Here is a 25,861-nt window from a genome sequence, read left to right on the forward strand (position 1 = left end):
AAGGCCCCCGGACCCGTGCTTCCGGTCCGAGGGCCTCCACGGTGCTCACACGTGCATCAGCCGCCCTTGAGCTGGAGCGTGGGCACCGCGCCCTCGCCCAGCACCAGGTGGACCTGACCCACCTTGGACGCGAGGTCCTTGTACGCCTCCAGCTCCTTGAGCCGCACGAGGAGCGGGTTCTCCGCCAGCACCTTCGCCGTCTGCGCCATGGACCGCGTGGCCGCCGTCTCCTCGCGGCGCGTGATGACGTTGGCCTCCGCCTCCTTCTGCGCCTGGATGACCCGGTTGAGCAGCTCCTTCATCTCACCCGGCAGCACCACGTCCTTGATGCCGAAGCGCAGCAGCTCCAGGCCCACGTTCTCCGCCCCCGCCTTCACCTGCGCGAACAGCGACTCCGCCACCGCCTCCCGCGACGCCAGCAGCTCATCCAGCGTGCGCGTGGCCACCGCCTCGCGCGACGCCAGCTGCATCGCCAGGTACAGCACGTCGTCCGGCGCCCGCGACACCACCGACAGCCGGCGCGCGTCCGCCACGCGGAAGGCCGCGGAGAGGTTGAGCCGCAGCGACACGCGGTCCTTCGTCATCACCTCCTGGCCGGTGACGTGGAGCAGCCGCTCGCGCAGGTCGATGACCGCGAACTGCACCTTGTGCACCACCGTCCACGCCGCGTGACGGCCCGGAGGCAGGACGGCCTCCAGCACGCCGTCCACGTACCGCAGCGCCACGCTGCCCTCCGGAGCGATGCACTCCGTGTAGTCGGTGGAGGGGATGAGCGCGCGCACCTCGTCGCTGGGAGGTGACGTCACCACCCCGGACACGTCCACGCGCTCCACCTTCACGGTCGGCGTCTCGGGCCGACCGGTACGACCGGGCAGCCGCTGCGCCGTCCACACCTGGTGCTGACCCCGCTTCAGCCACTGCACCGGCTGGCCGTGATGGAAGAGGATGGCGCGCTCGTCCGCGCCCAGCTCCACCACCTGGAGGTCCTTCTCCGGCACCAACGCGAGCTTCGCCTCGTCCAGGCGGATCAGCGGCTGCTCAATCGAGACGCGCTCGAAGCGGACGTGCTGGAAGGGGCGCACCACCCAGTGCCGACCCGGCCCCAGGTACTGCTCCGCCCGCCCGTTCACCACGACGAACAGCCGCTCGTTCTGCGCCACTTCCACCCGACCGATGCTCATGACACGTCACCCCTGTTGCCTCCCGCGAAGGGGAGGGTCCCGCGAAAAAGAAGAAAGGATCCGAACGAGAAGAAGAGACCCCGCCGCCCACGGGCGCTTCCCGCGGACAGACCGTCCAGCCCGCATCACTCCGCCCGCGCGTTCGCACCGGATGCCGGTCACGGACGGCGACCGGTGCACTCCGCGAGCCGCACGGAGGCATCCAGAGGCCCTGGCGACCGGCCAGGCTGCGACGAGGAGGAGGAAGAAGCGGTGGACCCGCGCTGACACCAGCGAAACGACGGGGTCTCCAGCGAACGAAGGAATCGAACCTTCGACACAGAGAGTTGGAGTCTCTTGCTCTACCAGTGAGCTAGTTCGGGTGATGTCCGGGTAAGGGACACTGTTCATGCACGCCTGTCGGTAGCGCGCGACCGGTCGACCTTCGATGGTGGGGGAATGCGCGGAGGCGATGGCCTTGAAGTACGTCCAGCGCCCGTGCCCCGGCGCAGAGCGCCGCTGCCTGGAACCGGAAGCCTCGGGCCAGCCCCGTGCACCCCCTGAAGCGCCGACGGGAGCACCAGACGCGGGGCGCGAAGAAGCCTGACAGGCCCTCCGCGAAAGAAGCTCAGCCCCGCGTCACGTACCACCAGCCGAACCACATGGTGCGCTCCTCCGCGAGCAGCTCCCAGCCGGGCGCGTGCAGGTAGAAGCCCGTGCTCAGCCCGGCGCCGTCCAGCGCGCGCGCCGTCTCCACCGAACTCCACAGGTGCAGCGTCACGTCCGTGTCCGCCGTGCGCACCTGGCGCGTGGCCTCCTCGTGCGCCTCCAGCCCGGGCCTGCGCTCCAGCACCGTGAAGAGCATCCGCCCCCCGGGCTTCAGCGCCTGGGCCAGGTGCCCCAGCACGCGCGGCAGGTCGTCACAGAAGTCCAGGCAGCCAATGGCCAGCGCCACGTCGAAGCGGCCCAGCTCCTCCGGCACCGGCTCCAGGTAGCTGTGCTCGCGCCACGTCCCCGCGGGGCGCGCGCGCTTCGCCAGCTCCAGCATCTCCGGCGCGAAGTCCAGGCCCACCACGTCCACGGACGCATCCAGGCCGCGCGTGTGCAGGGCCGGGCCGCAGCCCACGTCCAGCACGCGCATCCCCGGGGCCACCGCGTCCGCGAGGAACCGCTCCACGCGGTCGCCGTAGCGGTGCAGCGCGGGGTAGAGCACCTCGTAGGCGGAGGCAATCTCCCCGTACACCCGCGCGACGGCGGATCCACCGTGCCCCACGTCTGGCCCCGGTGCTCCGCCGTCCGTTTCGTCCGCCATGCCGCGCACCCTCGCTCACGCGGCCGGTGCGCCGCAAGCCATCACGGCGTGCCGTTGCCCCCGCTCTTGCGGAACACCGCGAGCGACCGGCCGGCCATCTCGAAGGAGCCCGGCTTCATCTCCTCGTCGCCGCGCTTGTCGTCCGCCGTGTAGAGCTCCAGCACCCAGACGCCACCCTCTCCCAGCGGCGGCACCTTGAAGGACACCGTGTCGTGGTGCGCGTTGAGCAGCACCAGCAGGGAATCACCGCTGACGCGCTGGCCGCGCTCGTCCGGCGTGGGGATGGCGTCGCCGCCCAGCAGGTACGCCAGCGACCGCACGAAGGGCTTCTGCCAGTCCTCCGGCCCCATCTCCGTCCCGTCCGGGCGGTACCACGCCAGGTCCTTGTGCTCGGAGTCCCACAGGTGCTCGCCCTGGAAGAAGCGGCGGCGCTGCAGCACCGGCTGCCCGTGGCGGAGGTGGATGAGCTTGCGCGTGAACGCGAGCATGTCCTGCCGCGTGGGGTCCAGGTTCCAGTCCACCCACGACAGCTCGTTGTCCTGGCAGTAGGCGTTGTTGTTGCCCTTCTGCGTGCGGCCCATCTCGTCGCCCGCGACGATCATCGGCACGCCGTTGGACATGAAGAGCGACGCCAGGAGGTTGCGCTTCTGGCGCTCGCGCAGGGAGATGATGGCCTTGTCGTCCGTCTCTCCCTCCACGCCGCAGTTCCAGGCCTGGTTGTCATCCGCGCCGTCGCGGTTGTGCTCGCCGTTGGCCTCGTTGTGCTTGGAGCTGTACGTCACCAGGTCGTGCAGCGTGAAGCCGTCGTGCGCGGTGACGAAGTTGATGCTCGCCTGGGGCCTGCGGCGCGCCGCCGCGAACAGGTCCGCGCTGCCGGTGAGCCGGTAGCCCATCTCCGACGCCTGGTTCTCGTCGCCCTTCCAGTACTTGCGCAGCGCGTCCCGGTACTTGCCGTTCCACTCGTGCCACGGCGACGGGAAGCCGCCCACCTGGTAGCCGCCCAGGCCCACGTCCCACGGCTCCGCGATGAGCTTCACGCGGCTGAGCACCGGGTCCTGGTTGATGATCTGGAAGATGGGCGCGTTCGGGTCGTAGCCGCCCTTGCCCACGCGGCCCAGCACCGTGGCCAGGTCGAAGCGGAACCCGTCCACGTGCATCTCCTCCACCCAGTAGCGCAGCGAGTCCACCACGAAGCGCGCCGTCTGCGGGTTGGAGGTGTTGACGCTGTTGCCGCACCCGGTGAAGTCCAGGTAGTGCCGCGCCTCCGGCATCGTCCAGTAGTACGACGCGTTGTCGATGCCCTTGAACGACAGCGTGGGCCCCAGGTGGTTGCCCTCGCAGGTGTGGTTGTACACGACGTCGAGGATGACCTCGATGCCCGCCGCGTGCAGCGACTTCACCATCGACTTGAACTCCGCCACCGCCCCGCCCGGCGTCTTGCGGCTGGCGTAGCGCTGCTCGGGGGAGAAGTAGTTCAGCGTGCTGTAGCCCCAGTAGTTCGACAGGCCCTTGTCGTTGAGGAACGAGTCGTCCGCGAACTCGTGCACCGGCAGGAGCTCCACCGCGGTGACGCCCAGCTTCTGGAGGTGTTCGATGATGGCCGGTGAACCCAGGCCCGCGTACGTGCCGCGCTGGTGCTCCGGCACGCCCGGGTGCTTCATGGTGAGGCCGCGCACGTGCGCTTCGTAGATGACCGTCTTGCGCCAGGGGATGTCCAGGCGCCGGTCATTGCCCCAGTCGAAGAAGTCGCTCACCACCACGCTCTTCGGCATGCCGGCGGCGCTGTCGCGCTCGTCGCGCATCAGGTCCTTCTTCGGATGGTCCAGGGGATAGCCGAACACCGGCTGCTTCCAGTCCACCTCGCCGTAGAGCGCCTTCGCGTACGGGTCCACCAGCAGCTTGTGCGGGTTGCAGCGGTGGCCCTTCTCCGGCTCGTAGGGGCCGTGCACGCGCAGGCCGTACAGCGTCCCGGGCTCCAGGTCCGGCACGTACCCGTGCCAGACGAACTCCGTGCTCACCGGCAAATCAAAGCGTTCGATCTCCTTCGTCGGGTCGGCCTTGTCGAACAGACACACTTCCACCCGCGTGGCCACCTGGGAGTAGACCGCGAAGTTGGTGCCCGAGCCGTCGAAGGTCGCGCCGCGTGGCCAGGGCTTGCCAGGCCAGATCTCCCGCTTGCTGCTCATGGGTATCACTCGATTCCGTGGGAAAATGCGGACGGAATCTGGGTGCGACCGCGCGCCGCGGCAAGACGTGGGGGCTTCCCGACTGTCCACCGGGCGGCGCTTCGTCAAGCCGTATGGGGTGAAACAACCCCTCCCTTCAGGCCGCCACGGCGTGGTCCAACGAGCGCCAGGTGCCCAGGGCCCAGTCCTGCTCCTCGGGATCATCGAAGCTGACGACGCACAGGGCGCGGCGGGTGCCGGAGCGGCACAGGGCCGTCAGCCGGCACTCCCCGGGCCCGACGTGGAGCGACGCGCGTCCGCTGACGCGGGCCCCGTGGTGCTCCAGCTCCAGGGCCCGGCGCTCCGGGCTGGTGGGCGCCAGCTGCTCCTCCGCGGAATCCTCCAGGGGCAGCACGCGCACGGTGCGGCGATGGTCGCGCGCCACCCAGCTGCCGTCGCCCAGGCGCGTCTCCGCCAGGGAGCCGGGGATGCGGATCTCCCAGCCCTCGGGGAGCGCCACCTGCACGGAGCCCCGCCGGTAGCCGATGGAGGGCCCGGTGCCGGGCGACTCCAGGGCCTGGCGGTGGACCTCCTCGGCCAGCGTCCCGCCCACGCCCAGGTAGCCGAGCACCTCCTGCCACTCGCGCCACGGGTAGGGGAGCGTGGGGTCCTCGCGCCACGCCTGCTCCAGCAGCCGGGCCACGTCGCGCAGGCGCAGGCGCTCCTCGTCCAGGAGGGGGGCGCGCCAGACGACGTCCGTCCACAGCCGGCACAGGGCGCGGTTGAAGCGCACGCGCGCGTCCAGGCCGGGGCTCCACCAGGGGAACACGTCCGTGCCCTGGCGCGGGTCGTCCATCACGGCGCGCAGCCAGCGCTCGTCGCGGGGGCCCATGGGCGTGAGCAGCGCGCCCGGGTGCTGGAAGGTGTGGCCGAAGCGCATGGACAGCGCGAAGCCGGAGTTGCCCATGCTGCGCATGAGCACCACCTGGCCCACCGACTGCTGCAGCCACGCCAGCATGTGCCCCTCCACGGGGGCCGGGTCGCCGGTGTGGAAGTAGCCCGTCGCGTCGCCCACGCCCAGGTCCTCGTCGGGCGGGGCCCAGCTGACGCCGTGCGCGTCGCCCAGCGACTTGAGCAGGTCGCACAGGAAGAGGTGGTAGCCGGGGCCCACGGCGCTGGTCTCCGCGGACACGACGATGCGCTCCTGCGTGGCGGCCAGCAGCGACACCTCGCCCGCGGCGGGGTGCAGGCGCAGGCGCAGCACGGGGGCACCCTGGGGGCCCTCCTCGATGCGCGCGCCCTCCTCCAGCAGGTCTCCCACGGCCTGCTGGACCCAGGCCAACACCCGCTCCAGCCAGGGCGTGGCGGCCTCCGGGAAGGCGGAGAGCGGGTCGGTTGCTCCTCGTCGGCCTGCCAGCAACAGCTTCATGCGTCGTGCGCCTTCGGTTCGGGTGGGGACCGCTGCCAGCACCTCCTTGGATAAGCCCCCCAGGGCTCCCTGTCATCCCGGGATGCCCGCCGCCGTTGGGCCTCACTCCCGTCCGGGGCCCGTGCCGGGGCGGCAGGAGGGGGGCCAGGGGGGAGGGCCCCCGGTGGCCCAGGCGAGGCGCGCGAACGACAGCGTCCGCCCCGGCCGGGGCTCCCCTCCCTGCCGGCATGCGGAAACCCCGGACACGCCCCACTGTTGAAGTGATTGAAAGGAGGCGTTCATCATGAGTGACAAGGACGTGCTGCACATTCCATTGGAAGGGTTGCCTCCCGTGCCGGAGCGCCAGGCGGGGACGGAGGAGGAGGAGCGCGAGCGCACCACGCCTCCCATCCTCAATCCCGACGGTGGCCCTGGCGACGGCCCGGGTGTGTCACACAACAACCCCCGCATCATCGAGCCCGTGAGCACCCCGCGCCCGTACCCGGGCGTGAGCGTGACCTGAGGTTCGCGGGCCTTTGTCTTCCGGACCCCCGCTGACGCCTCGCGCGTCGGCGGGGGTTGTCGCTTGCGCGAAGCCTCCGCCTGCGGGAACGCACGAAGCGCCCGCGACCTGGGAGGTCACGGGCGCTTCCAGATGCGACCCGGGCCGCCGTGGGTTTCACGGCGGCCGTGGAGGGCCTTAGCGGGTGGTGCCGTTGTTGGGCGACAGGGTGCCCGTCGAGTCCGGCACCGGCGTGTTCATGTTGCCCTTGGGCGCGTTCGGGTCGAGCGTGGAGTCCTGGGGCAGGCTGCCGTCCTCGGGCATGACGCTGTCGTCCGGGGTCATGCCGGAGCCGCCCGTGCCCGGCTCGGTCATCTCGCCGTCGTGCACGCCCGGCTCACCCTCGCTGGTGCCCGCGCCGCCGGTCCCCGGTTCGAGGCTGTCGTCGCTGGCGGGCGGCAGCGTGGAGTCATCCGTCATGCCGGAGCCGCCGGTGTCCATGTCCGAAGGCGACGTCTGCGAGTCGGGCGACGTGCTGCCCGTGTCGTAGCCGGAGCCGCCGCTGTTGGGCGGCGTGGTGGTGCCCGTGCCCGACGTGTCCGTGCCGGTGCCGGTGGTGCCGGTGCCCGTGGAGTCCGTGCCCATACTGGAGTCGGAGGCGGGCGTCGTTTCCGTGCCGCGCGTCGCGGACTGATCCGACTTACAGCCCGTGCCGAGCGCCAGCGCACCCACCAGCACCGCCGCCACCGTCAGCTGCTTCTTCAGGAAGCTCTTCATGGGATTCCCCTTGGATGGAGTCAGACTGCTTGTTTGAAAGGTCCCGACTGCCTGCTGGACCGAAAGTGAGCAGGCCCGGGTGTGTGTGCAGGGGTGGCTCCTCCGCCTGCCTGCTCGGGGAACGGCAGGGACGGGTGGGGTTGCGCGGTTGCATTCGCGCGAATGTGCATTGGAGGGCACGCCCCCTGGCCCGCCGGACGTTGCCTGGGGACCTTCGCGGGAAGGGGAGCCTTCAGCGCCCCGTGCCCGGGTCCACGACGGAGCCCCCGCCAGGCGGTGTCACGGAGTTGCTGGACGTGTTGGTGTCTGGCGTCAGCGTGGTGCCCGCCGCTCCGGGAGCGGGCGTGAGGCCCGGGCTGGGAGGCAGCACCGCGCCGGAGCCGCTGACCGTGTTGCCCGTCCCCGGTGCTGTCGCGCTGCCCATGTCGGAGGGCAGCACCGCGCCGGAGCCGCTGACCGTGTTGCCCAGGCCGGGAGAGGGCATGCCGCCGCCCGCGCCAGGGGGGAGCGCGCCGCCCGTACCGGGGGGGAGCGCGCCGCCCGTGCCGGGTGCGGCCATGCTGCCCGTGCCGGGGGTGAACGCGCCGCTCGTGCCAGGGGCGGAGGTGCCGGGAGGCAGCACCGCGCCGGAGCCGGTGAAGCCGTCCTGCTGGGCGCCGGTGACGGACGGCGGCGCGGTGTACGGCTGGGGCAGCACCGCGCCCGTGCCGCTGCCTCCGGTGCCGCCGCTCATGTCGACCCCCGGGTCGCCGTAGGTGCGCGTGGAGACGGGGTCCGTGACGCTCCCGGCTGGCGCGGCGGGCATGCTGCCAGCGGGGGCTCCGGGGTTCGGCTGTCCGCTGGTGATGGCGCCCGCGGAGTTGGGGTCCACCTGCGCCAGCAACACGGGGGGCTCGGTGTCACCGCGGGCGGAGCCGAGCGCCACCGCGCAGGCCGCCATCCCCATCCACATCCATCGCCGAGACATGTCCCGCTCCTTCCGCGTGCTCGGCCGGGCGGGCGACGCCTCGGCCTTCAGCTGGCGGGCGTGGGCCGGTGAGGACCTTGCCCTCCATCCACGAGGTGCTCACGCCGCGAGGAGGACGGAACCGCACGGCGGCGCCGCTTGCGTTCGGAGAGCAGCAGCAGCAAGGCGGGGAAGGTCACCAGCATGATGAGCAGGTTCATGCCGAAGCCCAGGTTCGCCAGGGTGCCAATCGAGTTGAGGCCCGGGTGGTCCGCGAGGAACAGCGCGCCAAAGCCCACCGCGCTCGTGAGCAGGCCGCCGCAGATGGCCTTGCCCGTCTCCGAGTACACCCGCACGAAGTCGCTCCCTGGAGACGCCAGCCGGGTGACGAGGTGCACGCCCGCGTCCACCGTCGTCCCGATGAGCACCGGGATGACCATGATGTTCAGGTAGTTGAACTCCACGTTCACGAGCGGCATCAGCCCCAACAGCGCGAAGAGCGACACCACGGTGGGCGTCAGGCACAGGAGCGCGGTGCGCAGCCCGCCCAACGCGATCCACATCGCCAGCAGCACCGCGAGCGTCGTGCCCAGCAGGATGTACGGCGCTTCGTGTGACACCAGGTCCAGGATGTCCGCGAGCACCAGCGATTCGCCGGCCACCACCGCCGCCTGGCCATCCGGCAGCCTCACCCCGCGCACCTCCTTCGCCAGCTTGCGCATGGCCTGCCCGTCGGACTGGTCCACGGAGGGATACACCACCACGAAGCCCTGGCCGTTCTGCCCGCGTCCCTCGAACTGCTGGCGCACGCCCGGCGGCAGGTCCTTCGCGGTGAACGGCGGGGCCGCCACCTGACGGCGCAGCTCCGCCAGCCGCTCCCGCTGCGGCGCGGTGAGCTGTCCTTCGGGCACGGCCTCCAGCCGCTTCGCCAGATCCTTCAGGATGACCTGCTTGCGGGCCTGCTCCGGGGGCACCAGGCTCCCGAGCGACGCGACGAAGTCCACCTTGGAGTCCGCGCCCAGCCGCTGCTTGCGCTCCTGCAGCTCCTTGACGACCACGGCCTCCTCTTCGCGGGAGTCGGTCAGCACCACCACGGGCATCTGCGAATAGCCGATGATCTGGTTGACGGCGCGGTCCAGGACGAACGAGCCCAGGCTCTCATCCTCCAGCGAGGACACGTTGTAGTCGAACCGCAGGCGCGGCATCTGGGTGACCAGCCCCGCGACGATGAGCGCGGACACCAGCGTGAGCACCCCGCGCCGCCGCATGATGACGCGGCCCAGAGGCGCCTCGACCGTCGCCGTGGAGGCCTTGCGTGGCTTCCAGCCGTGGCGGGCCGCCAGGCCCAGCACCGCCGGCATCACCAGCACGTAGGCCAGGATGAGCACCAGCATGCCCAGGCCCGCGATGACGCCGAACTCGCGGAACGCCTGGAGGCGGGAGGTGCCCAGCACGAAGAAGGTGATCGCCGCCACCAGCGCGGACACCAGCGCCGCGCCGCCCGTGTGGGTGAAGGCTTCGCGCGTGGCCTCCTCCGACGCCATCCCCTCGCCGCGCAGGTTCAGGTAGCGCCCCAAGAGGTGGATGCCGTGCTCCACGCCCAGGCCGCCCAGGATGGCGCCCAGGAACGCCGTCAGGAGGTTCACCTGACCGTATGCCACGCCCACCAGGCCATACGTCCACGCGAGGCCCGCACCCACCGGCGCCAGCACCAGCCCCACCGCGGGCATGCTGCGGAAGTGCAGGAACAGGTACAGCAGCACCAGCACCCCGGCCACCGACGACGCCACCGCCACGTCGCGGGTGATCTGCTCCTGGAGGTCCAGCTTCTTCTGGAACGTGCCGGTGATCTCCGTGTGGAAGTCGGGCCCGTACCTGGACAGGTCCTGCTGCTTCAGCACGCCCTGCACCTCGTCGACGATCTTCCGCGAGAAGGTCAGGTCCGAGGACGACGTCTCCGGCTTGGCCAGCACCACCACGCGGCGCGCGGCGGGGTCCAGGTAGTACTCGTTCGGGTTGTTGGACAGGCGCGTCACCGCGCCCCCGCCGTACTTCTCCTCCAGGTCGGAGAAGTCCAGCGAGGGGGCCGGGTCGTCCTCCAGCGACACGAAGAGCGGGTTGGCGTGCTGGCGCTCCCAGGTGAGGCGCGCGTCGATGCGGCGCTCCACCTCCTTCAAATCTTCTGGCGACAGGAAGTAGAGCGCATGGTCGCTGAAGAAGCGGCTGGGGCGGGTGATCTCCACGTAGCGGATGCCCGGCAGGGCCTCCAGCCTGGGCGCCAGGTCCTCCGCGAAGCGCTTGAGCTGTTCGGGATCCGCGTCCTCACCGACGACCACCACCCACCCCAGCGCCCCGAAGCGCTCCTCCTGGGTCTTGATGGCCTGCACGCTCCCGAAGGACTCCGGCAGCAGGTCCGCCAGGTTGGCGTTGAGGGTCAGGTTCCGGGCGCACAGCAGGCCCACGCCGGACAGCAGCAGGGCGCAGAGCAGGGCGACGACGGGGCGACGGTGGTTGTGCGCGGCGAGCGCACCCAGCGTGCGTTCCACCCGGTGCATCCACGACCGCTCGGCTGGCGAAGATGGGTCCCTGGGCATCACCGTGGGCGCCCGTGGCCTGGAGTCCGGCACCCGCCGGCCGTGGGTCACGTGGCGGCATCCCCTCCATGGGGCGCCTGCGTCCTGGCAGGGCCCGTGTCCGAGCAAAAACTGGCCATGCCATGGACCTCCGGCACGAAGGCACGAGGGCCGGGCTCGCCCGGCCGCCGGTGACCGGGAGAGGCGCGGGCCGGCGGACGCCTGGACGCCGCCGGGGGCGTGGATCCACTGGCGGCCCGCCCGCCGGGACTGCATACCTGCGTGTTTGTTTCAGCGGCGCCCTCTTCCCCACCCTTCCCCGCGGCCAGGGGAGGCCCCGGGGCGACGCCTGGACGCACCGGGGTCCGGGGCATATACGCGGGAGCGGCCCGGTTTGGCCGGGCTCACGATGAGGACGTCACATCCATGAGCGAGAAGCGGTGGTCCGAGCGGTTCGAGGCGGCGATGGGCTCCCTGGCGGCCCGTGGCCACCGGCGGCCCTGGGTGGCGCTGGTGGTGGCGCTGTTGCTGACGGGCATGGGCACCTTCTTCGCCCGGAACCTGACGCTCAACGCGGATCTGGTGAACCTGCTGCCCAGGACGTTCCAGTCCGTGCAGGACCTGGAGAAGCTGCGCACGCGCTTTGGCGGCATGGGCAACGTCGTGGTGGCCGGCATCGGCTCGGAGCCGGAACAGCTCAAGCAGTTCGTGGACGACCTGGCGCCCAAGCTGGGCACCCTGTCGGAGATCCGCTTCGTCAACGCGCAGCGGCCCAGCAAGTTCCTGGAAGAGCACGCGCTCTACTACGTGGACCTGCCTGACCTGAGGATCATCCAGGACCGCATCGACGCGCGCTTCGCGTGGGAGAAGGAGCAGGCCAACCCGCTCTTCGTGCGCCTGGAGGAGTCACCGCCCCCGTCGCTGGACTTCTCCGACATCGAAAAGAAGTACACCGGGGGCGCCAACCAGCGCCTGTCGGGGTCCGACCAGGGCGGTGAGACCTACTACCTGGATCCGCAGGAGCGCATGGTGGTGATGCTCCTCAAGGCGAAGGGCAGCTCCGCGGACCTGGGCTACTCCAAGAAGGTCATCGCGCAGGTGGAGGACTACCTGTCCAAGCAGGACCTGTCCAAGTACGGGCCCGGCTTCCGCACGGAGATCACCGGCACCTTCAAGAAGAAGATCGACCAGCAGGGCGTCATCACCGGCGACCTGGCGCGCGCGTCGTCGCTGGCCCTGGTGCTGCTCGTGGTCTACCTGGCGTTCCACTTCCGCAGCGCGCTGGCGGTGGGGCTCACCATGGTCCCGGTGGCCGTGGGCCTCATGTGGACCTACGGCTTCGTGGGCGTGGCGTACGGGCAGGTGAACCTGCTGACGGGCTTCCTCGCCGCGGTGCTGGGCGGCCTGGGCGTGGAGCACGGCATCCACCTCTTGGGGCGCTGGGGGACGCTGCGCTCGGAGGGGATGACGTCGGAGGAGGCGGTGCGCGAGGCGTTCAGCCACACGGGCTTCTCCACGCTCATCTCCGCGCTGGTGGCGGCGCTCACGTTCCTGAGCCTGTCGCTGTCGGAGTTCCGGGCGTTCCACGAATTCGGCATCATCGCGGCGGTGGGCATGCTGGTGAGCGTGAGCTCCTACCTGCTCATCCTCCCGGCGCTGCTGGGGCTGGTGTCGAAGCTGGGCTGGAGGCCGCGCATGCACCAGGCGCAGTCGGGGCCCATGGCGGTGATGGCGCGCTTCCTGCCCCGCCGCTACCGCGCGGTGGCGCTGGTGCTGGGCGTGGCGCTGGTGGGGCTCATCAGCCAGGCGTACCGGGTGACGTTCAACTACGACTCCACGAAGCTGGATGACGTGTCGCTGCCGAGCGTGCGGCTGGACCGCCGCATCGACCACATCCTCGGGTACTCGGCGACGCCGGTGGTGGTGCTGACGGACAAGGAGGGCCAGGAGCGGGAGGTGGTGGGCCAGCTCCAGGCGCGCAAGCAGCAGTACGGCAAGGACTCCACCGTGGACTTCGTGGGGGCGCTGGAGGACCTGGTGCCCGCGCAGCAGCAGGAGAAGCAGGCGCTGCTCCAGTCCATCCACAAGAAGCTGTCGCGCATCGACCCGGAGAAGGTGGCCAAGGACACACGCGCCAGCCTGGTGCGCGCGCTGCGGATGTCGGAGGCGAAGCCGTTCGTGCGCGAGGACCTGCCCGTGGGCCTGCGCCGCCAGTTCGAGCCCGCGCCCGGCCAGAAGGGCGGCGTGGTCCTGGTCTACGCGAACGTGAGCCTGTCGGACGGTCAGGGCACGCGGCGCTTCGCGAAGGAGGTGCGCAACCTTCAACTGTCGGATGGCAGCCAGGTGTCCGCGGCGGGCGAGGCGCTCATCCTGGCGGACATCCTGGACATGGTGGCCAAGGAGAGCCCGCGCATCCTGGTGGCCGCGGTGCTCAGCGTGTTCTTCGCGATGTGGATGACGCTGGGCAGCCTGCGCAACGCGGTCATCTGCATGATGCCCACGCTCCTGTCCATCGCGGCGCTGGTGGGCCTGATGTCCATCCTGGGGTTGCAGTTCAACTACCTGAACGTCGTGGTCATCCCAGTGCTCATCGGCACCACGGTGGACGCGGGCGTGCACCTCATCGAGCGGCTGGGCGAGCGGGGCGCGGACTTCGTCGCGGTGTACGCGGAGACGGGGCGCGCCATCACGGGCGGTCTGCTCACGAGCGCCATCGGCTTCCTGGCGCTGGTGTTCGCCAAGCACCCGGGCCTGAACTCCATTGGCGACCTGGCCAACCTGGGCTTCGCGGTGAACATGGTTGTCGTGCTGGTGGGCTTCCCGGCGCTGCTGCTGCTGGTGGACCGCTGGCGCAACAAGCACGGCACGACGCCCACCGCGACGGCGGGGGACGAAGCCCCGCAGCGGCCCGCGCCGGAGAGCTGAGCCCGCACGGGACTTGATGGTGTGAAGAGGCCCCGGCAGCCGAAGCCGGGGCCTCTTTCATTGCGGGCCGGAGCGCGGGCGCGGGGCCACACGGGCGCGGGTACGTGATTTGCTAAGGCATGCCGTCATGGCCATGACGCGACCGCTCGCTGTCCTCCTCTCCCTCTGCTGTGCGACCGCGATGGCGGAGGCGCCGAAGAAGCCGGCCCCCCCTCCGAAGCCCAGGGCCGCAGTGTCCTGCGCCAGCGCTCCCCTGTTCCAACGCTATGCGCGGCTGGGGTGGGTGGAGGCGCTCCCGGATGGCCGGGTGCGCCTGTCGGTGGCGCTGGATGCGCACGGCGCGGACTGCGGCACGGGGGACTGCTACTTCACGACCGTGAAGGCGCTGTTCCGCTTCTCAGGCGATGGCGGATGCCGCGTGCAGGACGTCGACGTGTGGTCGCAGGAGGAGGTCCACTGCGAGCTGAAGGACCGGCCCCAGGAGCCGCCTGGCAAGCCTCGGCAGGAGGTCTTCGTCCCCAAGGGCGCCACGAACCTGTCGGATCCAAAGCTGACGAAGCTCACCCTGCGCACGCGCAAGGGCGACCGGGCGTTCGTCATCCTCCAGGAGAACCTCTTCTTCTTCGAGGACGTGAAGCCGGGCGCGCCGCTCCACACGACGCTCCCGGACGATGACGACGATGAGTCCGAGTGCTGCTGGGGCGCGTCCATCGCGAGCTCACACTTCCTGCCCCTGTACGAGGATGGGAAGTAGCCCGCGCCCCTACGCGGCCTGCTCCGGCACGCCCGTCCACGCGGCCACGAAGTCCGCCAGGCCCCGCAGCTGCCGGTCATTGAGCGTCGCCTGCCACCGCGCGTGGCGCACCGCCCGGTACGCCTCCGGCGCATCCCAGCCGCGCGCCACCATCACCGCCAGGCCCATCAGCGGCCCCCGGCCCACGCCGTGCTCGCAGTGCGCGTACAGCACGCCGCCCGAGTCCAGCCGGGGCAGGGCCCACCGCACGCCCTGCGACAGCTGCTCCACCGACGGCGGGAAGCGGTCCGTCACCGGCAGGTGCAGCAGCTCGATGCCCAGCGCGGCGAGCGCCTGCCGGTCGTCACAGCGCTCCGCGCGCAGGTCGATGACCGCCGTGATGCCCCGGGCCTTCAGCTCGCCGTAGCGCGCGCGGGACACGCCGCCGCCCACGTGCAGCCACTCGTTCACGCGGGACACGTTGAGGGCGCGCTGGCCGGGCAGCTTGGTGGTCCACTCCACCCCGCGCGCCACCACCCGCAGCACCTGCTTGCGCACGAACCCGCGGACCCCCGGGACGTGATGCACCGACCGAAGCAGCGACTCGCTCACGGACCCTTCGCCTCCTGCTACTCGCCTTCCAGCGTGACTTCCATCAGGCCTTCGACCGGCGCCTTGCCCGCGCGCTCCATCACCGCGCGGTGCAGGTACGTCACCGGCGAGCCCACCATCGGCCGCACCAACCCGCTCAACACGCCCAGCGACTCCACGGGCGCGCTGCGCTGCAACAGCGTCCGGCTGCGCAGCGTCAGCGTCGGCTGACCCTCGCGGTCGGTGAACTCCGCGCGCCAGGTGCTGCGCTCCTTCTCACCCGTCTGCGTCAGGGTGAACGACTCCAGCAGCTGCGCCGGGCCCTTGTCCTCCCAGAGGTACATGGGCCCGTAGTCGCCCTCCTGGCCCTCGCGCCCCAGCACCACCGCGCGCTGCGTGCCCCGGAGCGCGCGGAAGCGCACCCAGCGCTTCGCGAGCTTCGCCGGCGCCACCGTGCTGCGCGAATGGTCCACGTACCCGCCGCCCGTGAGCGACACCTCCGCCGTCTTGGGCACCTGGAGCGTCACCTTCACGGGGCTCGCGCCCACCAGCACCTCGTGGCGGTAGCGGTCCTTGCCCAGCTCGATGGTGGAGCCGTCCGGTGACCACGGCTCCGGCTTCTTCGCGTACTCCAGCACCACCCGGCCCCCGTCCAGCGGGGCCACCACGGACAGGCCTGTGTCCGTCACCTTCGCGCTGCACGTGCCCACCTTGAGGGCATCCGTGGCCGCGTCGTAGCTCCACTCCTTGCCGCCCACCCGGGTCTGCGGCGCCCAGACGGGCTTGCCCGGGCGCAGCACGGTGGCGCGGCAGATGCCCGTGCGCGACCCCGGGCCGATGTTCGTCACCGACAGGTTCACCGTCACGTAGACACCGTCGTCCGTGTCCGCGACGAAGGTGAAGCTCTCGCCGTACCGGTCGCTGGAGTTGAACACCACCTCCAGCGCACCGGCCGCCGCCACCCCCGGCAGCAGCGTCAGCAGGGCCCCCAACCCCAGGGCCCTCCCGACGCGGGAGCGCGAATCACGCCGCATGGGGCCGCTGCTCCAGGAGCGCGTCCGACGACGTGTCGTTGAACACGTAGTCGCGCTGCAGCGGCAGGTTCCAGGCGAAGTAGATGACGCCGCGCACCAGCCACCAGCCCAGCGTGTAGGCCAGCTGCGGGTGCAGCGTGAGCAGCGCCACGCCGCCCGCGTTGAGCAGCGCGCTCGTCGCGCTCACCAGCGTGTAGCGCGCCAACTGCGGCGCCACCGCGCCGTGGCTGCGGAAGGTGATGACCCGGTTGATGGAGTAGTTCACCACGCCGCCCAGCACGCAGCCCATCACCGTCGCCAGCACCGGCGACAGCCCGGCCCACTCCACCATGGCCAGCACCGCGGCGAAGTCCACCGCCGTGGCGATGGCGCCCGCCGCCGCGTTGAAGCCGAACAGCGCCACGCCGGAGCGCGGCTGCGCGGGGCGCTTGGGCGCCAGCGCCTTCACCAGCGTGCGGAAGCGCGACACCGCCGTGACGTTGCTCAGGATGGCGACGAAGACGAGCCCCACCACCGCCAGCCAGTGCATGGGGTGCTTCTCCGCCGGCCAGAACAGCGCCTCCAGGATGGGCGACAGCGCCGTGCCCACGCCCAGGAACAGCACGCGCTCCAGCCGCTGCATCGCGCCGTCGCGCACGCTCACGCCCAGGCCTTCACCCTTGGCGCGCACGTACGGCACCAGCGACGAGCCCAGCAGCGCCCCCAGCGCGGGCAGGAGCACCCAGGTGTCCCGGTAGTACCAGGCCAGGCCCATCAGCATCGCGGAGTCCACGTAGCGGTCCAACACGGAGTCCAGCGCCGCGCCCGCGGGGTTGGCCTCCTTGCGGGTGCGCGCCACCCGGCCGTCCATCACGTCCAGCACGCCCGCCATCAGGAACAGCCAGCCGCCCAGCGCGAAGCGGCCCGCCGCCACCGCGACGCCAGAGGACACGCCCAGCAGGCCCGACAGCATGGACAGCGCGTTGGCCGGCAGCCCCGAGCGCAGCAGCACGCGCCACAGGGGCTGGATGACCCAGAAGAAGTAGTGGCGCAGGAAGAAGCCCACCAGCACCGACTTGCCGCGCGTCAGCGTCTCCGCGTCCTGGGGGATGCCCTTGATGGCGCAGCGGATGCAGAAGAGCAGCAACCCGCCCAGGAAGTAGGCGATCGCGAAGAGCGCGGGCGCCAGCGCGGTCCAGATGCGCGCCGAGGGGGACAGGTCTCCACTCAGCAAGGCCAGGACGGTGTCATGCACGGGTGTTTCCTCCAGACGGCAGGGACACGGACGCCGCTTCCAGCGTCCCGCTGTTCCGACGAGCGAATACGGCCCTCACGACGACGTAGGCCACGACCGCGGCGACGCAGCCCGCCAGCACGTCGAGGATGTAGTGGTGCGTGAGGTAGACGGCGGAGAAGGCGACGAGCAGCGCGAACAGGCTGGTGCCCACGCGCCACGCGATGCCCTTGTACCAGAGGACCAGGACCATCATCAGCGGGTAGGCCGCGTGCAGCGACGGCATGGCCCCGAAGACGTTGGGGTTTCGCGAGTAGAAGTTGGCGAAGTACTGGATGCCGAAGAAGGCGTCGAAGCGCGCCGTGCCCGCGGGGCTGGGCAGCGCCGCCAGGTTCGCCGGGCCGGGGCCGTACTGGAGCACGTACCAGGGCGGGGCCGCCGGGTAGACGAGGTAGATGACGACGCCAATGGCGTTCACCACCAGGAAGGCCCAGCAGAGCGCTTCGAAGCGGTGGTCGTCCTTCTTGAAGAAGAACCAGAGCGCCACGAGGAAGACCTCGTAGAGGTAGGCCGCGTAGGCGAAGCCGCACAGCAGGTCCAACGGCGTGTTGGGGTGGTGCGACCACCACTCGGGCCAGATCATCCCGTCCGGGGCGGGGAACAGCGACCGCTCCAGCTCCCACAGGTCGCCGGTGTGGATGGTGCCGCGCACGCCCAGCCACAGCCCCTGGCTGTCCAGGAGCATGCCGGTGAGCCACAGCGGGAACGCGCCCCGGAGGAACCGCCGCGGGCCGGGGCCGGCCCACGCCAGCACCACCAGCAGCAGCGCCGCCGCGACGTGTTCCCACCGGACCCGACCGGTGATGACCACCAGTGCGAAGTGGCCCGTCGCCATGAGGGTGACGAGCCACTTGAACATGGCGGGGTTCTTAGCGGGCGAGCGGGAGGTCATCCCCGTAGTAATCAAGCCCGAGGTGGGTGATGGGCTCTTCGCCCGCGACGACGCGCAGCGTGTTCTTCAGCTTGGTCAGCTGGATGAACAGGTCATGCTCCACCGGCAGGCCCGGGTGGGCCATGGGGCTCTTGAAGTAGAAGGACATCCACTCCTGGATGCCCCGCCACTCCAGCCGCTTGGCCAGGTCCAGGAACAGCGCGATGTCCAGGACCAGCGGCGCCGCCAGGATGGAGTCGCGGCACAGGAAGTTGATCTTGATCTGCATCGGGTAGCCCAGCCACCCGGTGATGTCGATGTTGTCCCAACCCTCCTTCGCGTCGCCGCGGGGCGGGTAGTAGTGGATCGACACCTTGTGCGAGTACTTGTTGTACAGCTCCGGGTACAGGTCCGGCTGCAGGATGGTGTCGAGCACGCTCGACTTGGTGACCTCCTTGGCCTTGAAGGCCTGGGGATCATCCAGCACCTCGCCGTCGCGGTTGCCCAGGATGTTGGTGGAGAACCACCCCTCCAGGCCCAGCATGCGCGCCTTGAGCGCCGGCGCGATGACGGTCTTCATCATCGTCTGGCCGCTCTTGAGGTCACGGCCGGCGACCGGGATGCCCTCCAGCTTCGCCAGCTCCTGCAGCGCGGGCGTGTCCACGCTCGCGTTGGGGGTGGCGTTGGCGAACGGCACGCCTTCCTTGATGGCCGCGTAGGTGTACAGCGCCGTGGGGTTCACGTCGGTGCTGTTGGCGTCCAGCGCCTTCTCGAAGTTCGCCAGCGTCTGGAACGCCTCCGGCAGGGGGCGGAAGGTCTCCACGCTGCTGCACACCACCATCACGGCGCGCTTGGCGTTGAGCTCCTTCTTGAAGTCGCGGATGTCCTGGCGGATGGCTTCGATGCTCTCGCGGTGCGTCTTCGTGGCCTTGACGTGGTCGGCCGCGATGCGGCGCACGAACTCCGCGTCATGCACGCCCGGCTTGGGCTTGATGCCCTGGAGGAAGGGCTTCACCTGCTCCATGTGCTTGTCGCTCAGCACGCCGGAGCGCTGCGCCACCTGGTAGGCGTCCTCCTTGATGATGTCCCAGGCGCCGAAGACGACGTCTTCCAGGGTGGCCAGGGGCACCAGCTCCTTGAGCTTCACCGTGCGGCCGTCGGTGCGCTTGCCCAGACGGGCCGTGCCCATCTGCGTGAGCGAGCCAATGGGGGCGCCCTTGCCCTGCCGCGCCAGCTCCACACCCGCCATCAGGGTGGTGGACACCGCGCCGAGCCCAGGGATGAGCACCGCCAGCTTGCCCTCCGGCTTCGCGACCTTGTTCTTGTTCTCCATCGTCCTGATTCCTTCAAAAGGCGGGAAATCGCTCCGCCCCAATGAGCGTCTCCGAGTTCACTCCATCCGGCGCCGGCACACCGCCGGACGGAAGGTGGAAAATCTCGAAAGCGGATGGTTGATACTCTAAACCGTTCGTCACTTCAACGTGATGTGACGGTGGATCGGGCTCGTATCACGGCGGCGCCCGGGTGCATGACCCGGGCCGGCCTGCCTCCACAAGCCACAACGAACGGCGCTGTCAGAGAAACAGCAACTGCGGGGCAAACGCCGCGCCCACCGCGGCACGCTTCCTCTGTACGGAAGTGCCGGGTGGGCGGATGTGCCACGGGTCTGGAACTGTCCTGACTTCACTCACTCCCTGACACGGATGTCGGGATTTTGAGAAGTCGGGAAGGGTGGGCCGGCGCTAGTTGCGGCGGACGGGGGCGCCGCGGTCCAGCTTCTGGTTGTCGCCCGGATGATACTTCTCGCCGGTGAGGACGGCCTTCACGAAGCCGACGAGCTGGACCATGCGGCTGTTGGGCGTGTCCCAGTACTCGGCCTTCTCCACGCTGACGCGCAGCAGGGCGAGGTTTGGATCATCCAGCCCCTGGGGGAACCAGGCCTTGAGGGCGGGGTTCCACAGCTCCTTCGCCTTGGCCTTGTCGCGGATCAGGTGGCAGCGGCCGCTGACGGACACGTACCGGTCCTTGCTGGGGTCGGCATAGGCGAGGCTGACGTGGTGGTCCTTCTCCACCTCGTCCACCTTGTGGGTGTGGTCGTTGGTGAAGAACCACAGCTCGCCGTCGAAGTCCTTGTCGTAGGTCCACATGGGACGGCTGCGAAGGCTGCCGTCGGTGTCCACGGTCGTCATCATGGCGACCTTGATGCCGTGGATGAGCTTGCCCAGGTGCGCCACCACGTCCTGCGGATCCTTCTGTGTCGTTGTCATGCTCGCCTCCCTGGGGGCTCAAGGTAGGCAGCGGACAGGGGGCGGACACCGGCGCGGCGGCTGCCCGGCGCCAGGGCAGGCGGGCGTGTGATAGGGGGCGTGCGACGTCACCTTCCCTTCCGGGCGGGTGTGACGCCCGGGAGCGACACGATGCTGAAGACCGCGTGGAACGAGTGGAGCCTGAAGGCGCTGCAACTGGAGACGGCGCTCCTGGCGTTGGAGGAGATCGAGCTGCCGGACGCGATGCACGCGCTCCATGACGCCGCCCAGCAGAAGGTGCTGGAGCTGGCGCGGGCGTGGCAGAAGACGCAGCCGGCGAAGGAGTCGCGCCAGTGGAAGCGCGAGGAGACGGCCGGGGGCACGCCGCGCGACGAGGAGCTGGCGGACCTGGTGAAGGGCTTCCGCGAGGACGCCAAGACGTGGACGCTCCTGCGGATGACCAGCGACCGGAAGGAAGTGGTGGAGACGCTGGTGTCGGAGGGGCGCGCCTGCATGGCGGCGGGCGGCGAGTACTACCTGGGCCAGTGGGACGCGGAGGCGCAGGTGCTGGAGGTGGGGCGCGACGACGAGACCGGCGAGACCGGCACCGGGCTGGTGCTGGAGCCGAGCGGGGAGCTGCACTACACGCCGTCGCCCGAGCTGTAGGCGCGGAAGGGGGGGCTTCAACCCTCCAGCAGCTTCACCATCCGGGCGCGCGTCTTCTCGTCGGGCAGCCGCCCGAGGCCCGCCTTCACGTTGTCCTCCAGGTGGGCGGGGTTGGAGGTGGCGGGGATGGGGCAGTTCACCGCGGGGTGGCCCAGGATGAACTTGAGGAAGAACTGCGCCCAACTGGCGCAGTCGAAGTCCTGGGCCCAGGCGGGCAGGGGGCGGCCCTTCATCTTGCGGAAGAGGTTGCCCTTGTCGAAGGGCTCCATGACGAGCACGGCGACCCCGTGCTCCTTCGCCGCGGGCAGCAGGCGCGCCTCCGCGTCGCGCATCGCCAGCGAGTAGGGCAGCTGCACGAAGTCCAGCTTGCTGCCCTTGATGTGCTTCTCCAGGTCGTCGAAGGCGCCGCGCTGGTAGTGGGTGACGCCCACGTAGCGGATCTTCTTCGCGGCCTTCAGCTCGCGCAGCACGGGCAGGTGGGTGTCCACGTCGAGCAGGTTGTGCACCTGCATCAGGTCCATGCGGCCGTGGCCCATGCGCTGGAGGGACGTCTGGATTTGAGCGGCGCCCTCGGCCTTGCCGTGCGTCCAGACCTTGGTGGCGAGGAAGGGTGTCTTCTCCTGGCCTGACTGCTTCAGCAGGTCACCCACCACGGCTTCGGAGCGGCCGTACATGGGCGATGAGTCGATGAGGCGCGCACCCGAGGCGAAGAACTTCTGGAGCACCTGCGCCAGGGGGGCGCGCTCGCCCGCGGCACCGCCGACGTCGAAGGTCTGCCAGGTGCCGAGGCCGATGACGGGCAGGGCCTCGCCCGAGCTGGGGATGGGACGGGTGAGCATGCGGGGACCGGGGGCGGTGGGGGGCTGGGCGAGGGCCGGGAGCGAGGGCGTGAGCGCGGCGCCGAGCCCGGCCACCAGGACCTCTCGGCGGGTGGGGCCCGGGGGGGCATGGCGGGGACGGGACGGGCGCATGGGGAAAGCGTAGCGGCCGGAGGGCCCGGCCACCGGGACTTCAGGGGGCGGAGACAGGCAGGTGACAGTTCTGGAAGGGGCCGGTGTTCCTGTGTCCGCGAGGGGCGACGACGCCCCGACATGACGGTGGCGCACCGGGCTCCCCACGCGGGAGGCACCCGGACGGCGGCCCCATTCGGAACCAGTCCAGGAAGGTCCAGGCGATGAAGCGCAAGGTCGCGGTGTGTGTCGGGGTGATGGTCGCGGTGGCGGGAGGCGTGGCGGGGGCAGCGGAGCCGGCGGCGTCCGCGAAGGTGGCGGTGGTCGCGGCTCCAGTCCAGGCGGCTCCGGTCCAGGCGGCTCCGGTCCAGGCGGCTCCGGTCCAGCCGTCCCCGGCGATGGCTGGCCCGGCGATGGCGTCGGACCCCGTGGCTCAGCCGGCTCCGGCGGGGCAGGCGGCCCCGGCGATTGAGATGGCCCCGGTGGATCCGGCGACGCCGGGGGTGGCGGCTCCCGTCACCGTGTTGTCTCCCGCGCCCCTGGTGGAGGCCGCGGCGGGTGGTGCGCCGGTGGGGGCCACGGTGGCCCAGAGCGCGGCGCCGGATGAAATCCACGTTCCGGCGGTGCTGATGGTGATGCCGCACCTGAGCTCCGTGGGTACGGCCACGGACCGCGTGGTGACGACGTTCGCGGTGGGCCTGCTCGGGACGCAGGCGAAGCGGGTGAATGGCCTGGCGCTGTCGCTGGGAGCGAACTGGGTGGGGGAGTCCCTGTCCGGCGGACAGCTCGCGGTGGGGGCCAACGTGGTGCGTGGCGCCGCGTCGGGCGTGCAGTTCGCGGTGGGCGGCAACGTGGTGACGGGCGAACTGGAGGGGCTTCAGTCGTCGGTGGGGCTCAACGTGGTGCGGGGCGCGACGACGGGCGGGCAGTTCGCGGTGGGCGGCAACGTGGCGGGAGGGGCGCTGTCGGGCGGGCAGTTCTCGGTGGGCGCGAACATCGCGGGCTCGGGCGGCGTGGGTGGGCAGTTCTCGGTGGGCGCGAACATCGCGGGCGGGGCGCTCAAGGGCGTCCAGGCCTCGGTGGGCGCCAACGTGGCCCCGTCCATGGTCGGCCTCCAGGCCGCCACGGGCCTGAACTACGCGAAGGAGATGCGGGGCGCGCAGCTGTCGCTGCTCAACGTGGGCGGGGACGTGTCCGGCACGCAGGTGGGGCTTCTCAACATCGCGGGCAAGGTGGACGGGTTGCAGCTGGGGCTGATCAACGTGGCGCGCGAGTCCCAGGGTGAGGCGCTGGGTCTCTTGAGCTTCATCGGCAACGGTCAGGCGAACGTGCAGCTGTGGGCCAGCGACATCGCGTACACGAACGTGGCGCTGAAGTTCGGCAGCCAGCACTTCCACACGCTGCTGACGCTGGGCTTCAACCCCGGCACGGACACGCACCGTCGCCGCTACGTGGCGGGCTTCGGCTTCGGCACGCACATCCCGGTGGGCCGGGTGTTCTTCGACGTGGACGCCATCGGCTCCAGCGTCCATGCGGACAACCTCTTTCGCGACGGCGACGGCCTGAACGTGCTCGGGCAGCTGCGGCTGGTGGCGGGGTGGCAGGTGGCGAAGCGGTTCGCGCTCATCGGCGGCATCACCGGCAACACGCTGGTCACGTGGGACAATGGCGACCGGTGGGAGGAGCTGGGCATCGGGCCTGAGTGGCGCAGCGTCTCCGACGAGGGCAACACCACGGTGCGCGTGTGGCCGGGCGTGCTCCTGGGCGTGCAGCTGTAGCGCGAGGACTTCGTCATGAATCGGGAGGGAACCATGTGGAAGCGCCTGGTGGTGGCAGTGCTCGCGGCGGGTCTGACGACCGGCTGCTATTTCACCGATGACCTGCAGGGCAACGGCGACACCGTGACGGAGGCGCGCGTCACTGCGGGCTTCGTCAAGGTGGAGAACCACGACTCGCTGGACGTCGTGGTGATGGAAGGGGAGGTGCCGGAGGTGAAGGTCATCATCGACTCGAACCTCCAGTCGAGCGTGCACACCTTCATCGTTGCCGAGGACACGCTCGTCATCGCGACGGACGGCTCGTTCAATCCCAAGGGGCAGGCGCGGGTGGAGGTGCGGATGCCGCGCGTGGTGGGCGTCACCCACCGTGGCTCCGGCACCCTGCGGGTGGAGGGCTTCGAGCAGGGCCAGGAGGACGTGCGGCTGGTGTCGAAGGGCTCCGGCACGCTGTCCTTCTGCGGCGGGGCCCACACGCTGGACGCGAAGCACAGCGGCTCCGGGCGCATGGAGCTGTGCACCGCCGGGGAGCGGATGGTGGAGTGGGTGGACTTCACCCAGTCCGGTTCGGGCGAGCTGACGTGGTCCGGCAGCGCGAAGCTGGTGCGCGCCTTCATGGAAGGCTCCGGCGACATGACCCTCACGGGCGCGACCAACCGCCTGGTGTCCCGGCTGGATGGCAGCGGCCGGATGAGCGCCCAGGGCCTGCGGGCCGTGGACGTGGACATCGCGTCGCAGGGGTCGGGGAACGTCACCGCGTTCGTGGACGGCGGCGGGGTGGTCGTCACGCTCGACTCGTCGGGGAGCGTGGACCTCTTCGGCCACGCGCTCTCCACCCAGGCGCGGGTGAACGGCAGCGGTCGGGTCATCTGGCACTGACTACCTTGTCTTCATCACCCGCGACGTGCGCGGGGGGGAAGGCAGGCGGGCGATGCCAGGGACCATGCGGGCCATGGTGCTCCATGCACCCGGGCAGCCGTTGAGGGAGGAGCACCTCCCCCTGCCGGAGCCCGGGCCGGAGCAGGTGTTGTTGAAGGTGCACGCCTGCGCGGTGTGTCGCACCGACCTGCACGTGGTGGACGGCGAGCTGACCCGCCCGAAGCTGCCGCTGGTGCCCGGCCACGAAATCGTGGCGACGGTGGTGGGGATGGGGGAGCGGGTGGGGGGCTTCGTGCCCGGGATGCGCGTGGGCGTGCCGTGGCTGGGGTGGAGCTGTGGGCACTGCCGCTTCTGTCGCGCGGGGAAGGAGAACCTCTGCGACGCGGCGCGCTTCACCGGCTACGACGTGGACGGGGGCTTCGCGGAGTACACCGTCGCGGACGCGCGCTTCTGCTTCCCCCTGCCACCGTCGTACGGGGACGTGGAGGCCGCGCCGCTGATGTGCGCGGGGCTCATCGGCTTTCGCAGCCTGCGCATGGCGGGCGAGGGGCCCCGGCTGGGGCTGTATGGCTTTGGCGCCGCCGCGCACATCCTCATCCAGGTGGCGCGCTACCAGGGGCGCAAGGTGTATGCCTTCACGCGCGAAGGCGACGCGAAGGGGCAGGCATTCGCGCGCGAGCTGGGCGCGGTGTGGGCGGGAGGTTCGGGCGCACCGCCGCCGGAGCCGTTGGACGCGGCCATCCTCTTCGCGCCGGTGGGCGCGCTGGTGCCGGCCGCGCTGCGGGCCGTGGACAAGGGCGGCGTGGTGGTGTGCGGCGGCATCCACATGAGTGACATCCCCTCCTTCCCCTATTCGGTGTTGTGGGAGGAGCGCGTGGTGCGCTCGGTGGCGAACCTCACGCGGTCGGATGCGTTGGACTTCCTGGCGCTGGCGCCGCGCGTGCCGGTGCGCACGGAGGTCCAGGTGTTCCCCCTGTCCGCCGCGAACGAGGCGCTCCAGGCGCTGCGCGAAGGCCGCGTGCGAGGGGCGGCGGTGCTGGACATGACGGACTCGGGCGAGGCTCCATGGGCCTGA

General features: G+C 70.6%; 21 protein-coding genes and 1 tRNA gene. 7 read left to right on the forward strand and 15 right to left on the reverse strand.

The genetic code is table 11. The features are described 5' to 3' along the window. Positions 1-56: 56 nt before the first annotated feature. The 5 genes from OV207_RS02930 to OV207_RS02950 form a co-directional block, all read right to left on the reverse strand. The gene (locus OV207_RS02930) at positions 57-1,181 is read right to left on the reverse strand and encodes a slipin family protein (protein ID WP_193346265.1); all 1,125 of its coding nucleotides are present in this window, start codon (positions 1,179-1,181) and stop codon (positions 57-59) included. A 290-nt stretch (positions 1,182-1,471) separates the two neighbouring features. Further along, positions 1,472-1,541, reverse strand: a tRNA-Trp gene (locus OV207_RS02935). Positions 1,542-1,788: 247 nt separating this feature from the next. Next, positions 1,789-2,472, reverse strand: a complete 684-nt coding sequence (locus OV207_RS02940; protein WP_267552396.1) for a class I SAM-dependent methyltransferase — start codon at positions 2,470-2,472, stop codon at positions 1,789-1,791. 41 nt (positions 2,473-2,513) lie between these two features. Then, entirely contained in the window at positions 2,514-4,658 is a 2,145-nt protein-coding gene (gene glgX, locus OV207_RS02945) for a glycogen debranching protein GlgX (protein ID WP_193346267.1), read from the reverse strand. A 136-nt stretch (positions 4,659-4,794) separates the two neighbouring features. Further along, positions 4,795-6,066, reverse strand: coding sequence for a hypothetical protein (locus tag OV207_RS02950; protein WP_267552398.1), 1,272 nt, complete (start codon positions 6,064-6,066; stop codon positions 4,795-4,797). 283 nt (positions 6,067-6,349) lie between these two features. Here OV207_RS02950 and OV207_RS02955 point away from each other — a divergent pair, with 283 nt between their 5' ends. Continuing rightward, a complete protein-coding gene (locus OV207_RS02955) occupies positions 6,350-6,568 on the forward strand; it encodes a hypothetical protein (RefSeq protein ID WP_193346269.1) in 219 nt (72 codons plus the stop codon). A 177-nt stretch (positions 6,569-6,745) separates the two neighbouring features. On the opposite strand, the gene OV207_RS02960 is transcribed toward OV207_RS02955, so the two are convergent. The 3 genes from OV207_RS02960 to OV207_RS02970 form a co-directional block, all read right to left on the reverse strand. Next, the gene (locus OV207_RS02960) at positions 6,746-7,324 is read right to left on the reverse strand and encodes a hypothetical protein (RefSeq protein WP_267552399.1); all 579 of its coding nucleotides are present in this window, start codon (positions 7,322-7,324) and stop codon (positions 6,746-6,748) included. 232 nt (positions 7,325-7,556) lie between these two features. Beyond that, positions 7,557-8,291, reverse strand: coding sequence for a hypothetical protein (locus OV207_RS02965; protein ID WP_267552401.1), 735 nt, complete (start codon positions 8,289-8,291; stop codon positions 7,557-7,559). 47 nt (positions 8,292-8,338) lie between these two features. Further along, positions 8,339-10,825, reverse strand: a complete 2,487-nt coding sequence (locus tag OV207_RS02970) for an efflux RND transporter permease subunit (protein WP_267552403.1) — start codon at positions 10,823-10,825, stop codon at positions 8,339-8,341. 444 nt (positions 10,826-11,269) lie between these two features. Here OV207_RS02970 and OV207_RS02975 point away from each other — a divergent pair, with 444 nt between their 5' ends. Then, positions 11,270-13,768 (forward strand): efflux RND transporter permease subunit, encoded by a 2,499-nt coding sequence (locus tag OV207_RS02975; protein WP_267552404.1) that lies wholly within the window; start codon positions 11,270-11,272, stop codon positions 13,766-13,768. 127 nt (positions 13,769-13,895) lie between these two features. Further along, complete coding sequence (locus OV207_RS02980) at positions 13,896-14,522, forward strand: hypothetical protein (protein ID WP_267552406.1); 627 nt, start codon at positions 13,896-13,898, stop codon at positions 14,520-14,522. 9 nt (positions 14,523-14,531) lie between these two features. Here OV207_RS02980 and OV207_RS02985 read toward each other — a convergent pair whose 3' ends face one another. The 6 genes from OV207_RS02985 to OV207_RS03010 all read right to left on the reverse strand — a co-directional run bounded on the left by OV207_RS02985 (position 14,532) and on the right by OV207_RS03010 (position 20,537). After that, entirely contained in the window at positions 14,532-15,113 is a 582-nt protein-coding gene (locus tag OV207_RS02985; RefSeq protein ID WP_267552408.1) for a protein-tyrosine phosphatase family protein, read from the reverse strand. 17 nt (positions 15,114-15,130) lie between these two features. Continuing rightward, entirely contained in the window at positions 15,131-16,126 is a 996-nt protein-coding gene (locus tag OV207_RS02990; protein ID WP_267552410.1) for a hypothetical protein, read from the reverse strand. Then, positions 16,116-17,360, reverse strand: coding sequence for a GtrA family protein (locus OV207_RS02995; protein ID WP_193346277.1), 1,245 nt, complete (start codon positions 17,358-17,360; stop codon positions 16,116-16,118). Before OV207_RS02995 ends, OV207_RS02990 begins: the two co-directional genes overlap by 11 nt. Beyond that, on the reverse strand, positions 17,353-18,258 hold the full coding sequence (locus OV207_RS03000; RefSeq protein WP_227026701.1) for a phosphatase PAP2 family protein: 906 nt from the start codon (positions 18,256-18,258) through the stop codon (positions 17,353-17,355). Before OV207_RS03000 ends, OV207_RS02995 begins: the two co-directional genes overlap by 8 nt. A gap of 10 nt (positions 18,259-18,268) precedes the next feature. Further along, the gene (locus OV207_RS03005) at positions 18,269-19,603 is read right to left on the reverse strand and encodes an inositol-3-phosphate synthase (protein ID WP_193346279.1); all 1,335 of its coding nucleotides are present in this window, start codon (positions 19,601-19,603) and stop codon (positions 18,269-18,271) included. 409 nt (positions 19,604-20,012) lie between these two features. Next, a complete protein-coding gene (locus OV207_RS03010; RefSeq protein ID WP_193346280.1) occupies positions 20,013-20,537 on the reverse strand; it encodes a pyridoxamine 5'-phosphate oxidase family protein in 525 nt (174 codons plus the stop codon). Positions 20,538-20,687: 150 nt separating this feature from the next. Between OV207_RS03010 and OV207_RS03015 the strand changes: the two genes are divergently transcribed. Further along, the gene (locus tag OV207_RS03015; RefSeq protein ID WP_193346281.1) at positions 20,688-21,182 is read left to right on the forward strand and encodes a hypothetical protein; all 495 of its coding nucleotides are present in this window, start codon (positions 20,688-20,690) and stop codon (positions 21,180-21,182) included. A 17-nt stretch (positions 21,183-21,199) separates the two neighbouring features. Here the strand turns inward: OV207_RS03015 and OV207_RS03020 are convergent, their stop codons facing one another. Then, complete coding sequence (locus tag OV207_RS03020) at positions 21,200-22,096, reverse strand: aldo/keto reductase (protein ID WP_267552415.1); 897 nt, start codon at positions 22,094-22,096, stop codon at positions 21,200-21,202. A gap of 260 nt (positions 22,097-22,356) precedes the next feature. Here OV207_RS03020 and OV207_RS03025 point away from each other — a divergent pair, with 260 nt between their 5' ends. The 3 genes from OV207_RS03025 to OV207_RS03035 are packed head-to-tail and all read left to right on the forward strand — an operon-like array spanning position 22,357 to position 25,861. Next, positions 22,357-23,910: a hypothetical protein gene (locus OV207_RS03025; RefSeq protein WP_267552417.1), complete on the forward strand. Its 1,554-nt coding sequence runs from the start codon at positions 22,357-22,359 to the stop codon at positions 23,908-23,910. Positions 23,911-23,943: 33 nt separating this feature from the next. Next, on the forward strand, positions 23,944-24,786 hold the full coding sequence (locus OV207_RS03030) for a GIN domain-containing protein (RefSeq protein ID WP_267552418.1): 843 nt from the start codon (positions 23,944-23,946) through the stop codon (positions 24,784-24,786). Between the two features lie 52 nt (positions 24,787-24,838). Then, positions 24,839-25,861, forward strand: a complete 1,023-nt coding sequence (locus OV207_RS03035; protein WP_267552420.1) for a zinc-dependent alcohol dehydrogenase family protein — start codon at positions 24,839-24,841, stop codon at positions 25,859-25,861.

This window comes from Corallococcus sp. BB11-1 (assembly GCF_026626625.1).
Classification (GTDB): domain Bacteria; phylum Myxococcota; class Myxococcia; order Myxococcales; family Myxococcaceae; genus Corallococcus; species Corallococcus soli.

Excerpts from the sequence above, each read along its gene's own strand:
- OV207_RS02965 (WP_267552401.1), bottom strand. The coding sequence starts at position 8,291 with ATGTCTCGGCGATGGATGTGGATGGGGATGGCGGCCTGCGCGGTGGCG.
- OV207_RS02980 (WP_267552406.1), top strand. The coding sequence starts at position 13,896 with ATGGCCATGACGCGACCGCTCGCTGTCCTCCTCTCCCTCTGCTGTGCG.
- OV207_RS02940 (WP_267552396.1), bottom strand. The coding sequence starts at position 2,472 with ATGGCGGACGAAACGGACGGCGGAGCACCGGGGCCAGACGTGGGGCAC.
- OV207_RS03005 (WP_193346279.1), bottom strand. The coding sequence starts at position 19,603 with ATGGAGAACAAGAACAAGGTCGCGAAGCCGGAGGGCAAGCTGGCGGTG.
- OV207_RS03000 (WP_227026701.1), bottom strand. The coding sequence starts at position 18,258 with ATGTTCAAGTGGCTCGTCACCCTCATGGCGACGGGCCACTTCGCACTG.
- OV207_RS02930 (WP_193346265.1), bottom strand. The coding sequence starts at position 1,181 with ATGAGCATCGGTCGGGTGGAAGTGGCGCAGAACGAGCGGCTGTTCGTC.
- glgX (WP_193346267.1), bottom strand. The coding sequence starts at position 4,658 with ATGAGCAGCAAGCGGGAGATCTGGCCTGGCAAGCCCTGGCCACGCGGC.
- OV207_RS03025 (WP_267552417.1), top strand. The coding sequence starts at position 22,357 with ATGAAGCGCAAGGTCGCGGTGTGTGTCGGGGTGATGGTCGCGGTGGCG.
- OV207_RS02975 (WP_267552404.1), top strand. The coding sequence starts at position 11,270 with ATGAGCGAGAAGCGGTGGTCCGAGCGGTTCGAGGCGGCGATGGGCTCC.
- OV207_RS03035 (WP_267552420.1), top strand. The coding sequence starts at position 24,839 with ATGCCAGGGACCATGCGGGCCATGGTGCTCCATGCACCCGGGCAGCCG.
- OV207_RS03010 (WP_193346280.1), bottom strand. The coding sequence starts at position 20,537 with ATGACAACGACACAGAAGGATCCGCAGGACGTGGTGGCGCACCTGGGC.
- OV207_RS02950 (WP_267552398.1), bottom strand. The coding sequence starts at position 6,066 with ATGAAGCTGTTGCTGGCAGGCCGACGAGGAGCAACCGACCCGCTCTCC.
- OV207_RS02960 (WP_267552399.1), bottom strand. The coding sequence starts at position 7,324 with ATGAAGAGCTTCCTGAAGAAGCAGCTGACGGTGGCGGCGGTGCTGGTG.
- OV207_RS02990 (WP_267552410.1), bottom strand. The coding sequence starts at position 16,126 with ATGCGGCGTGATTCGCGCTCCCGCGTCGGGAGGGCCCTGGGGTTGGGG.
- OV207_RS03030 (WP_267552418.1), top strand. The coding sequence starts at position 23,944 with ATGTGGAAGCGCCTGGTGGTGGCAGTGCTCGCGGCGGGTCTGACGACC.
- OV207_RS03015 (WP_193346281.1), top strand. The coding sequence starts at position 20,688 with ATGCTGAAGACCGCGTGGAACGAGTGGAGCCTGAAGGCGCTGCAACTG.
- OV207_RS02955 (WP_193346269.1), top strand. The coding sequence starts at position 6,350 with ATGAGTGACAAGGACGTGCTGCACATTCCATTGGAAGGGTTGCCTCCC.
- OV207_RS02970 (WP_267552403.1), bottom strand. The coding sequence starts at position 10,825 with ATGCACCGGGTGGAACGCACGCTGGGTGCGCTCGCCGCGCACAACCAC.